At 53.8% G+C, this 11,896-nt stretch carries 7 protein-coding genes; 6 read left to right on the forward strand and 1 reads right to left on the reverse strand.

Annotated elements, in window-relative coordinates:
• Positions 1-137 precede the first annotated feature (137 nt).
• The 4 genes from QWV57_RS06250 (at position 138) to QWV57_RS06265 (ending at position 6,636) form a co-directional block, all read left to right on the forward strand.
• Positions 138-686 carry an outer spore coat protein CotE gene (locus QWV57_RS06250; protein WP_015374452.1) on the forward strand — a complete coding sequence of 183 codons (549 nt, stop codon included), beginning with the start codon at positions 138-140 and terminating at the stop codon, positions 684-686.
• Between the two features lie 96 nt (positions 687-782).
• Complete coding sequence (mutS, locus tag QWV57_RS06255; RefSeq protein ID WP_020754381.1) at positions 783-3,494, forward strand: DNA mismatch repair protein MutS; 2,712 nt, start codon at positions 783-785, stop codon at positions 3,492-3,494.
• Positions 3,495-3,508: 14 nt separating this feature from the next.
• Positions 3,509-5,401 (forward strand): DNA mismatch repair endonuclease MutL, encoded by a 1,893-nt coding sequence (gene mutL / locus QWV57_RS06260; RefSeq protein WP_060788124.1) that lies wholly within the window; start codon positions 3,509-3,511, stop codon positions 5,399-5,401.
• A 209-nt stretch (positions 5,402-5,610) separates the two neighbouring features.
• Positions 5,611-6,636: a C40 family peptidase gene (locus QWV57_RS06265; RefSeq protein ID WP_020754383.1), complete on the forward strand. Its 1,026-nt coding sequence runs from the start codon at positions 5,611-5,613 to the stop codon at positions 6,634-6,636.
• A gap of 227 nt (positions 6,637-6,863) precedes the next feature.
• Here QWV57_RS06265 and QWV57_RS06270 read toward each other — a convergent pair whose 3' ends face one another.
• Entirely contained in the window at positions 6,864-8,384 is a 1,521-nt protein-coding gene (locus QWV57_RS06270; RefSeq protein WP_020756986.1) for a glycine betaine uptake BCCT transporter, read from the reverse strand.
• Positions 8,385-8,577: 193 nt separating this feature from the next.
• Here QWV57_RS06270 and QWV57_RS06275 point away from each other — a divergent pair, with 193 nt between their 5' ends.
• Together QWV57_RS06275 and QWV57_RS06280 are read left to right on the forward strand one after the other, a co-directional pair.
• On the forward strand, positions 8,578-9,927 hold the full coding sequence (locus QWV57_RS06275; protein ID WP_301101405.1) for an MDR family MFS transporter: 1,350 nt from the start codon (positions 8,578-8,580) through the stop codon (positions 9,925-9,927).
• 211 nt (positions 9,928-10,138) lie between these two features.
• On the forward strand, positions 10,139-11,836 hold the full coding sequence (locus tag QWV57_RS06280; RefSeq protein WP_033006253.1) for a methyl-accepting chemotaxis protein: 1,698 nt from the start codon (positions 10,139-10,141) through the stop codon (positions 11,834-11,836).
• The last annotated feature ends 60 nt before the right edge of the window (positions 11,837-11,896 follow it).

Raw genomic sequence — 11,896 nt, forward strand, 5'->3', positions numbered from 1 at the left:
GCGGCAAAAAAGAAGGCACATCGAACGGAGCAGGCGCATACAATGAACTATACGGAATAATGATTCATTTGCTGTGCACATTAGCGGAGATGGCGCATAGGATGAAATGAAGATTCATTTGAGGAGGGTTCCGTTCGATGTCTGAATACAGAGAAATTATTACGAAAGCCGTTGTCGGCAAAGGCCGCAAGTTTACACAATCGACCCATACGGTGACGGCGCCGAACCGCCCGTCAAGCATTCTCGGCTGCTGGATCATCAACCACCGTTATGAAGCGAAAAAATGCGATAAAACGGTCGAAATTCACGGCCATTATGACATCAACGTCTGGTATTCGTACAACCACAATACAAAAACCGAAGTCGTCACCGAAACGGTGTCGTATACGGACGTCGTCAAATTAAAATATCGCGACAAAGATCATTTAATCAGCGATGACACCGATGTCATCGTCCGCGTCATCCAGCAGCCGAACTGCCTCGAGTGCACGATTTCGCCAAACGGCAATAAAATCGTCGTCGATGTTGAGCGGGAGTTTGTCGCCGAAGTGATCGGCGAAACGAAGGTGTGCGTTGCCATCAATCCGGAAGGCTGCGGCAAGGACGACGATTTTTGCGACGAGGATGACCTTGATGAAGAATTAGAAGATTTAAGCCCAGATTTGCTGCTTGGCGAAGAAGAATAAAACTAGGAAATTTCTTTCCTAGTTTTTTCTTTTGCCGCTTGTTATAATAGTAGCGCAATCAACGAGCCTTCGGGCCGAAAAGGTTGGGGAGAAGCGATGCCATCGTACACACCGATGATTCAGCAATATTTGCACATTAAAGCGCAATATCCGGACGCGTTTTTATTTTTCCGGCTTGGCGATTTTTACGAACTGTTTTTTGACGACGCCATCAAGGCGGCGCAAGAGCTGGAAATTACGCTCACAAGCCGCGATGGCGGCGGCGATGAACGGGTGCCGATGTGCGGGGTGCCGTACCATTCGGCGCAAGGATATATTGAACAGTTAATCGAAAAGGGATATAAAGTCGCCATTTGCGAACAAGTCGAAGACCCGAAAACGGCCAAAGGCGTCGTTCGCCGCGAAGTGGTGCAGCTCATCACCCCAGGGACGCTCATGGAAGGCAAAGGGCTCACCGAGAAGGAAAACCACTACTTGGCGGCGCTCACGCCGTTTGCTGATGGTACATACGGATTGGCTTACGCCGATTTGTCGACCGGCGAGGTCCGATTGACGCTTCTTTCTTCGTGGGAGGAAGCAGCAAACGAATTGCACGCCGTTGGAGCGCGGGAGATCATCGTTGCCACAGACAGCGGCGAAGAGTGGGTGCGCGAGCTGAAAGAGCGGTACGGGGCGGCGGTCTCTTATGAGGACGACACATCTCTATGCGACGAATGGAACGGCGTCATCGGCCATGTGGCGCAAGAAAAGCTGCGGCAGGCCGCAGCCCGTTTGCTTCATTACCTCGTCCGCACGCAAAAGCGGCGGCTCGATCATTTGCAGCCGGCTGAGTTGTATCAAGTTGACCACTATATGAAAATGGACCGACATTCCAAGCTGCATTTGGAATTGGTCGAAACGGTGCGGTCAAAAGGAAGGAAAGGCTCGTTGTTATGGCTTTTGGATGAAACGGTGACAGCGATGGGCGGGCGGCTCTTAAAACAATGGCTGGACCGGCCGCTCATTGATCGGCGCGAAATCGAACGGCGCCTCGATTTTGTGGAAACGTTGAAAACGAGCTATTTTGAACGGCAGGAGCTGCGCGACAGGCTGCGCGGCGTTTACGACATTGAGCGCCTTGTCGGCCGTGTCTCCTACGGCAACGCCAATGCCCGCGATCTCGTGCAGCTGAAAAAGTCGCTTCTTCAAGTGCCGGCGCTCCGCCAGACGGTCGGCGCGCTGCCGCTCGCTGAAGCGGACAAGCTGTGCGAGCGCCTTGACCCGTGCGAAGAGCTCGTCGATTTGCTCGAGCGCTCGATTCAAGAACAGCCGCCGCTTTCCGTCAAAGAAGGGAACCTCATCAAAGACGGGTATGACAAGCAGCTCGACCGCTACCGCGATGCGAGCCGCAACGGCAAAGCGTGGATCGCTGAACTTGAGGCGAAGGAGCGGGAAGCGACCGGCATCAAATCGCTCAAAGTCGGCTACAACCGAGTGTTTGGCTACTATATTGAAGTGACAAAGCCCAATCTCCCCCTTGTTCCGGAAGGACGTTACGAACGGAAGCAGACGCTCGCCAACGCCGAGCGTTTTATCACCCCGGAGTTGAAGGAAAAAGAGGCGCTCATTTTGGAGGCGGAAGAAAAAAGCATCGAACTCGAATATGAACTGTTTGTCGCCATTCGCGAGCAGGTGAAGCAATACATCCCGCGCCTGCAGACGTTGGCGAAAGCCATTGCCGAGCTTGATGTGCTTCAATCATTCGCAACGATCAGCGACGAGTATCGCTACGTGCGTCCGCAGTTTTCCACGGAGCGCGTCTTGGTGATTCAAGGCGGCCGCCACCCGGTTGTCGAAAAAGTGCTCGGCGCGCAAATGTACGTGCCGAATGACTGCTACATGAACCGCGAGCGGGAAATGCTGCTCATCACTGGACCGAACATGGCTGGAAAAAGCACGTACATGCGGCAAGTGGCGCTCACCGCCGTCATGGCGCAAATCGGCTGTTTCGTTCCCGCCGAGCGGGCGGTGCTGCCCATTTTTGACCAAGTGTTCACCCGCATCGGCGCTGCTGACGACCTGTCGGCAGGACAAAGCACGTTTATGGTCGAAATGTTGGAGGCGCGCCACGCCATCGCTCATGCGACGCAAAACAGCCTCATTTTGTTTGATGAAATCGGGCGCGGCACATCGACGTACGACGGCATGGCGCTCGCCCAGGCGATCATTGAGTACATTCACGACCATATCGGCGCGAAAACACTATTTAGCACCCACTACCATGAACTCACCGCCTTGGAGCGTTCGCTCCCGCGGCTTTCGAACGTCCATGCCCGCGCCATCGAGGAAAACGGCAAAGTCGTCTTTTTGCATCAAATCGCCGACGGGCCGGCCGATAAGAGCTACGGCATTCACGTCGCCGAGCTGGCCGGGCTGCCGGCTTCGCTCATTGAACGCGCGCGGGCCATTTTAGCGGAACTGGAGAAAGCGGCGGGAAAACAGGAAGCCGCCGCAGGCAGGATGGACGATGGCGCTTTGGCGGAAGCGGGTTTGGCTTTTCAGGGGAACGAAGCGTTAGACGTCGGCAGCAAGGTTGAGCGCGAGAAGGCCTCCCGTCCGTCAGCCGGCGCGGCGCGGGAGGACGTTTTGGCGGAAGCGGCGTTTGAGCAGCTGAGCATGTTTCCTGACCTTGCCCCGGCGCCTGTGGAGCCGCCTCTTTCAAGCAAAGAGAAAAAGGCGCTCGCGGCGCTGAAAGAGATCAATTTGCTCGAGATGACGCCGCTTGAGGCGCTCAACAAACTGTATGAACTGCAAAAGCTCCTCAAGTAAAGGAGGGAGGCCCGATGGGACGCATCCGCAAGCTCGATGACCTGCTGGCAAACAAAATCGCCGCCGGCGAGGTCGTCGAGCGGCCGGCTTCGGTCGTCAAGGAGTTGGTGGAAAACGCCATTGATGCCCATAGTACGGTCATCAACATCGAGCTTGAAGAGGCGGGAATGGCGAAAATCCGCGTCATTGACAACGGCGACGGCATGGAGGAAGACGACTGCTTGCTCGCTTTTGAACGCCATGCGACAAGCAAAATTCACAACGAGCACGATTTGTTCCGCATCCGCACGCTCGGGTTCCGCGGTGAGGCGCTGCCGAGCATCGCTTCTGTATCCGAAGTGGAGCTGACGACCGGCACAGGCCGCGGACCGGGGACGAAGCTCGTGTTAAAAGGAGGCGCGCTCGTCTCCCGCGAGCGGGCGGCCGGACGCAAAGGAACGGAGATTACGGTGTCCAACTTATTTTTCAACACCCCGGCGCGGCTCAAGTATATGAAAACGATCCATACCGAGCTCGGCCACGCAGCCGATGTCGTCAACCGGCTAGCGCTCGCCCATCCGGACGTGTCATTCCGGCTTCGCCATCACGGCAAGACGCTGCTGGCGACAAACGGCAGCGGCGACGTTCGGCACGTGCTCGCCGCCATTTACGGCATGGAGACGGCGAGACAAATGATCCCCATCGAAGCGGAATCGCTCGATTTTACCGTTCGCGGCTACATTTCGCCGCCGGACGTGACGCGCGCCTCGCGCAACTACATCTCGCTTGTTGTCAATGGCCGCTATGTGCGCAGCGTGCCGCTCATGAAAGCGATTGAAGCCGGCTACCATACGCTCTTGCCGATTGGCCGCTATCCGATTGTGTTTTTATCCATTGAAATGGATCCGGTGCTTGTCGACGTCAACGTCCATCCGGCAAAGCTCGAAGTCCGCTTTAGCAAGGAAGCAGAGCTGAATGAGCTCGTCACAGACGCCATCCGCCAGGCATTTCGCGAGCGGACGCTCATTCCGTCCGTATCTGCCGACAGCAAGATGGCAAAACCAAAGGCGGAGCAGGCGGCTTGGACGTTCATTCATCGCGTCCGCGAGCCGTCTGTCTTATCGAGCGACATCGGCGGCGGGGAAGATGCGACCGCCCCTTTTGCGCCGCTAACCGGTGACGCACCGGCTGAGCGGCCATCCGCGGCTGTGCAGACGGATGAATGGGGAATACCGGACGAACATGGGCCCGCTTTCGAGCGAAAGCAGGAGGAAGAGGTGGGAGAAGAGCGGCGCGCCCTCCGCTTGCCGACAGATGGGCAAGCGGAGGATAAAGCGGCGGCCGATCGCCTGCCGCCGCTTTATCCGATCGGACAATTGCATGGGACGTACATTTTGGCGGAGAACGAACATGGGCTGTATATGATCGATCAGCATGCGGCTCAAGAGCGGATCAACTATGAATATTTCCGGGAAAAACTTGGCGAAGCCACGAAGGAAGTGCAGGAGCTGCTCGTTCCGTTGATGTTTGAATATCCAGCCGACGAGTACGAGCGAATCGCCGCCTGCCGCAATGAGTTGGCGCGCTGCGGCGTGTTTCTTGAGCCGTTTGGGCCGCGGGCGTTTCTCGTTCGCTCCCATCCGACGTGGTTTCCGAAAGGGAGAGAAAAGGAAATCATCGAGGAAATGATCGAACAAGTGTTGGCGGCCAAAACGGTCGACATCAAGCAATTGCGCGAACAAGCGGCGATCTTAATGAGCTGCAAGCGCGCCATTAAAGCAAACCAACATTTGCGCCAGGATGAACTGTTCGCTTTGCTTGAGGCGCTGCGGCAGACGACGGACCCATTTACTTGTCCGCACGGCCGGCCGATCATCGTTCATTTTTCGACATATGAAATTGAAAAACTATTTAAACGGGTGATGTAGCCTGCGCCCCCTTTGCGCGACAAAGGGGGCGCTTTTTGTAATCGTTTTGTAATCTACTTTTATTCTTTCTGTTACAGACGGATTGCTTTGATTTTACTATAATGGCACATGTGCAGGAATACTGTGGTGAATTTTGTAGAGTGATAGCGAATTTTGTATAAACATGGATACATAAAGATGGATACATCGACGTCATAGGGGGATGCAGCATGAAAAAAACGGTTGTATTGACAAGCACGTTGATCGGCTCGTTGTTGGCCGGCCACGCGGCATCGGCGGCGAGCTATACGGTGCAAAAAGGCGATACGCTTTGGAAGATTGCCCGGCAATCCGGCACGACGGTCGCAGCGTTAAAGCAAGAAAACGATTTGTCTTCGGATTTGATTTTTCCCGGACAAGTATTGCGCGTCAATGAGCCAAATGAATCGAACGAATCTTCTTCGAATACATATACGGTCGAGCCTGGTGATACGTTAAGCGGAATCGCCCGCAAGTTTGGCACGACTGTGGATGCGCTGCTCAAGCTCAATCCAAGCATTGCGAACCCAGACTTCATTCGCGCCGGGCAGAAGCTGCAAGTAGCAGGGGGACAGGAACGTTCCAATACATACAATGTGCAGCCGGCAGCCGTGCCGACAAGCGGCCGGTATATCGTGCAGGCGGGGGATACGCTGCTTGGGATTGCGAACAAGTTTCAAACGACGGTCGACCGTCTATTGGCACTGAATCCACAAATTACAAACCCGAACATTATTCGCATTGGCCAAGCCATTAAAGTGGCGGGCGGAACGGCTGATGTCCGGGAGGCCAAGCAGCAGGTGTCGGCCGCCAACTCGGCTGCCGCTGAGTCCTCCGCATCGCTTGCCGACCGAATCATCGATATTGCGGAAAAATATTTAGGGGCGCGCTATTTGTACGGAGCAAGCCCGTCGCGCACCGATGTGTTTGACTGCTCATCGTTTACGATGCGCGTTTTTGGCGAAGCCGGCATTTCGCTGCCGCGCACATCCATCGCTCAGGCGCAAGCGGGAAGAACGGTGTCGTTTGGCCAGTTGCAAAAAGGCGATCTCGTCTTTTTTGATACCGATTCGAACGGCACAATCAACCACGTCGGCATTTATGCTGGCAACGGGCAAATGATCAACGCCACCGTTTCGCTCGGTGTCACGTATTCGTCGCTCACGTCCTCATATTGGAAAACGCGGTTTGTAAAAGCGGTCCGGGTGCTTAACTAACGGGATGCGTATGGACGTCGGCTTAAACATAACCGAATGCGGCGGAAGGCTGCTCGCATAAAGCACATTTGTGGCTTTGGCGGGCAGCCTTTTTTTATGCATCCCGTGCAAAGATGTTGCTTCAGCTGCTGATCGTCACAACCAAGGGAATCATAAGGCCTGTCAATCATTTCGTACATCCTATAATAAGAAAAGGTGTCCCGTTGCTTGAGGGACACCTTTGGTCATTATTGGATGGGTTTTTTCGCTTTTCGCGTCACTTCCTCCTGAAATGAACGGATAAGGGACAGAACGATCAAAATCATGATGATCGCAAACGGGAATGCAGCGATGATCGAAGCGGTTTGCAACGCTTGCAGACCGCCAGTCCACAGCAAGATCGTCGCAGCTGCCGATTGAATGATGCCCCAGACGAACTTGACCGAATTTGGCGGGTTTAAACTGCCGTTAGTGGTTTGCATGCCGAGCACAAACGTTGCTGAGTCTGCCGATGTGACGAAAAATGTGCAAATGAGCAAAATGGCAATTCCCGAGAGCAATGGAGCGAATGGGAAATGTTCGAATGTAAAAAACAGAGCTGTTTCTACTCCTTTTTCATTCATTACCTCGCCAATGCCGGCATGTTGGAACTGCTCCAAATAAAGAGCTGAGCCGCCAAACACGGAAAACCAAAGGGCGCTGAAAATCGTTGGAACCACCAAGACACCGATCATAAATTCACGGATCGTGCGCCCACGGGAAATGCGAGCAATAAACGTCCCCACAAACGGCGCCCATGCGATCCACCACGCCCAATAAAAAATGGTCCACACTTTCGGCCAATCATTTTGCTCGAACGGGTTGAGCCGGAAACTCATCGAGGGAAGATTTTGTAAGTACGTCCCGATCGTCGACGTGAACACATCCATAATAAAATTCGTTGGACCGGCAAACAGCATGAACAACATAAGCAACAATGCGAGCGCAATGTTGATGTTGCTCAGCCATTTTATGCCTTTGTTTAGGCCGGTTTGCGCCGAGAGCATAAACAGAGCCGTGACAACCACAATGATGAGCAGTTGTGTTGAAATAGAGTTTGAAATATTTGGGAACAACTGATGCAATCCCCCACTGATTTGAATGGCTCCCAGCCCTAGCGAGGTGGCGACGCCAAAAATGGTTGCGTATACGGCTAGCGTATCAATGGCTACACCGAGACCGCCTTCTGTCCGCGCTCCTAGCAACGGGCGCAGCGTGCGGCTGATGACCCCGGCTTCTCGCTTGCGAAACTGGAAGTAAGCGAGCGCCAAGGCAAGGACGCCGTAGATCGCCCATGGATGCAGCCCCCAATGGAAAAACGAGTAGCGCATGGCCAGACGGGCCGCTTCCGCCGTTGCCTCTTCTCCTGTTGGCGGCGTGTAATAGTGGGACACCGGTTCGGCCACTCCCCAAAACACTAACCCGATTCCCATTCCGGCGCTAAACAGCATGGCAAACCACGTCATATAGCTGTATTCCGGTTCTTCCCCGTCGCGGCCGAGGCGGATATTTCCGTAACGGGAAAAAATAAGAAACAAAGAAAACGCCAAAAACAACGAAGCGCTGAGCAAATAAAACCAGCCGAATTTATCGATTAGAAACGTGTGCACCGCACCGCTGACCGCGTTTAAATGATAGCGCGGCAGAGAGGACTCCGGAATGGTTCCCCAAATAATGAACATAATGGCGATCACAATGGAAATAGAAAAGACGCTTGTTGTTTTTTTCATCTCATTCCTCCTTATTTGTACAATAATCTCATGAGGATCGTGTTAGCGGTTTTGGGGCTTTGCACTTTTAGGGTAACAAAATTCGACAATGAATACAAACGATCCAAATTTTTGACGCATATCATTTTGTGCCATGATTTTTTATCGTGTAAAATAAAATACTTGTAGTTTACCAAAAAAGGAGGTTATTTGTATGAGCAGCCGCCTGTCGGTCATGGTCAGCATCGTGCTGGCGATGCTCGTCGCGTCCATGGATACGACCATCATGAACACGACAATGCCGATCATCGCCGAAGAGCTTGGGGAATTTTCCCTGTATGCGTGGACGTTTGCATCGTACATGATTGCGACGACTGTCCTGTCGCCGATTGCCGGTCGTCTGTCGGACTTATTCGGCCGCAAAAAAGTATTCAGCTTTGGCATTATTTTATTTCTAATCGGCTCGCTTTTTTGCGGGTTGTCGCAAAACATGGTGCAGCTTGTTTTATTCCGCGCCTTGCAAGGGGTGGGGGCCGGATTTATGATGCCGTTTCCGGCGATTATCGCCGGCGATTTGTTCCCCGTGGAAAAGCGCGGAAAAATCCAAGCGTTTTTTACGGCCATGTGGGGACTTTCTGCCGTGTTGGCGCCGCTTTTAGGTTCGCTGTTTGTCGAGTATGCGACATGGCGCTGGGTTTTTTATGTCAACATTCCGATTTGCTTGCTCTCGCTTTTGACGCTGCTTCCGTATAAAGAAGTGTATGAACCGAAGCGGGCGGCGGTTGATTATATGGGCGCGGCGCTGTTTGCGGCGGCGATCAGCTTGCTTTTGCTCGTCACGGTCGTTGAACAGGGGCGATGGTGGTACGGTGCGGCCGGAGCGTTGTTGCTTGTCGTCTTTTATTATTTCGAAAAACGGCAGCCATCTCCGCTTGTGCCGCTGTCGCTTGTTCATCATCGGACGCTCAAATGGATGAACATTAATGGCTTTGTCAGCTGTGTCGCCTTGTTTGGGACGTCAAGCTACATCCCGCTCTTTTTGCAAAATGTCGCCCACTTGTCCGTGTTTGCCAGCGGCGTCGCCTTGCTCGGCTCCTCGGTCGGCTGGATGATCGCCGCCGTGCCGGCGGGGAAGTGGATTTTGCGCTATGGCTATCGTCCGCTTCTCATCATCGGCAACGTGCTACTTGTCGCTTCCGGCCTTTTCCTCGCCTTGCTGAATGAAAGCCATGGGTTTTGGTACGTCTTTTTCATCATGTTTTTGCAAGGGCTGTCGTTCGGCTTGACGTCAACCGTGGGCGTTATCGGCTCGCAGCAGCTTGCTGATGCCCATGAAAAGGGGATTGCAACTGCCTTTTTTATGTTTTGCCGCAATATCGGCACGGCGATCGGCGTCACGGTGATGGGAGCGTTTTTGGCGCAGGCGTCGGCCTTTATGACCGGCATTCGCCACCTGTTTTTATTTGGTTTAATTGGCAGCATCATCGCGCTCATTACCTCATTTTTTATCCGCGATGAAGCGGAAGCCGGCCGAAACACGTGGCAGCCGGAAGGAACGGCGTAAGGCGGGGAAGCGGCATGGGTGCGGCCTGTTTGCTCTTTGCGAGTTGACGGTGAAAGAGGAGGCTCATTGAGAAAATCCAGTTGATTTTCTCAATGAAGCAGGCCTTTTCATCAAAGATGGCGAAAGAGCCAAAAAAACCCTAAACATTGTCTGTGATCATCCGATAATGTAGATGGAACAACATACTGATTCACAGACGGAGGATTTGCCAATGAACATGAAAATGACCGTGCGCAAAAAACTGCTGGCTGGGTTTGGCCTTGTCTACGTATTGATTGTATGGCTAGTCGGCTTTTCTTATTACGAAATTTCCAAACTGAACGGTACATATACCGATGTCATTGACAAACGGGTGCCGAAGCTCGTCAACGTCAAGGAGCTGGAGGTGCTCATCCGCCGCCAAGTCGGCAGCATGCGCGGCTATTTGTTGACTGGCGATGAGACGTCAAGGAAAAACTTTGAAAAAGCGCATGAGGAGTACAAGAAAATAAGCGAAAAACTTGCGGCGGAGTTGACGCAAGCCCAAACAAAACAATGGCTGGCTCAGCTTGATTTATTGGAGCAGCAGTTTTACGAACTGGGGCAAAAAACGTTTGATTTAAAAGATCAAAACAAAACGGCGGAATACAATGCACTCATTGTGACGACGGGTCGAGACATTACAAATCAGTTCGATGACGTCGTTTCCCGGCTTATTTCCAGCCAGCAGTCGGAGATGAACAAAGCAAGCAAAAAAGCGGATGATGAAGCTTCAGATGTGCAGAAGTTCATTATCGTTGTGGGCATATTGACCGTGGCGGTCGGCGCGATTGCCAACTATTGGATCAGCCGCTCGCTTTCCCGCCCGCTATTGGTGCTGTCGGATGCGGCTGGTCGGATCGCTGCCGGCGATTTGACCAAGACGAAAACCGGCGTCCGCAACCGGGACGAAATCGGCGAGCTGGCCGCTTCGTTTGAACAAATGGCCCAAAATTTGCGCGAAGTGCTAAAGGAAGTGGCGCAAAACGCCGAGCAAGTCGCCGCTTCGTCGGAGGAGCTGGCAGCGAGCGCCGAACAGACGAGCAAGGCGACCGAGCAAATCGCCATGACGATTCAGGGCGTTGCTTCCGGCATGGACAAGCAAATGCAAAGCGTGGAAGAAACGTCCGCCGCCGTCGATTCGATGTCTGAGAGAATCGAGCAAATTTCCGGACGGGCGCAAAGCGTGTCCGCCATCGCTAGTGAGGCGTCGAGACAAGCGGCTGAGGGCGGGCAAACGATCGAGGCGGGCGTCGCGCAAATGAACAAAGTGAACGATACGGTCGAGCGGCTGGCTGACCTCATTAAAGGGCTTGGCCACCGTTCCGAGCAAATCGGCTCCATCATCGAAGCGATCCGCAATATTGCGGCGCAGACGAATTTGCTTGCGTTAAATGCCGCGATTGAGGCGGCGCGCGCCGGGGAGCACGGGCGCGGCTTTGCCGTCGTCGCCGATGAGGTGCGCAAACTCGCCGAGCAGTCGGCGGAATCGGCGCAGCAAATCGCCGAGCTGATCGCCGCTATTCAAGACGAAACGGCTCGTGCCGTCCAATCGATGGAGTCGGTCGTCCATGAGGTGGCGAGCGGAACGGGGGTCATTCGCGCTTCCGGGGAAACATTTGCCCGCATTCGCGCTGCCGTCGATGAAGTCGCTGTGCAAATTCGCGACGTATCGTCGGCGGTCAGCGAGATGGCCGCTTCTTCCGAGCAAATCGCCCGCTCTGTCCGGCTTGTCGCTGATGTGGCCGAATCGACGTCCGCCGGCGCCCAGGAAGTGTCGGCGGCGACCGAAGAACAGTTGGCGTCGATGGAGGAAATTTCGGCTTCGGCCGCGTCGCTCTCGAAAATGGCGGACGATTTGCAGGCGATTGTCAACAAGTTTTCATTATGATGAGCGCCTTTTATGGCGTTCATTTTTTTCCATATGGTTATGGCGAAAGGGAAGAAAGGC

This window comes from Geobacillus zalihae (assembly GCF_030414215.1).
Classification (GTDB): Bacteria; Bacillota; Bacilli; order Bacillales; family Anoxybacillaceae; genus Geobacillus; species Geobacillus zalihae.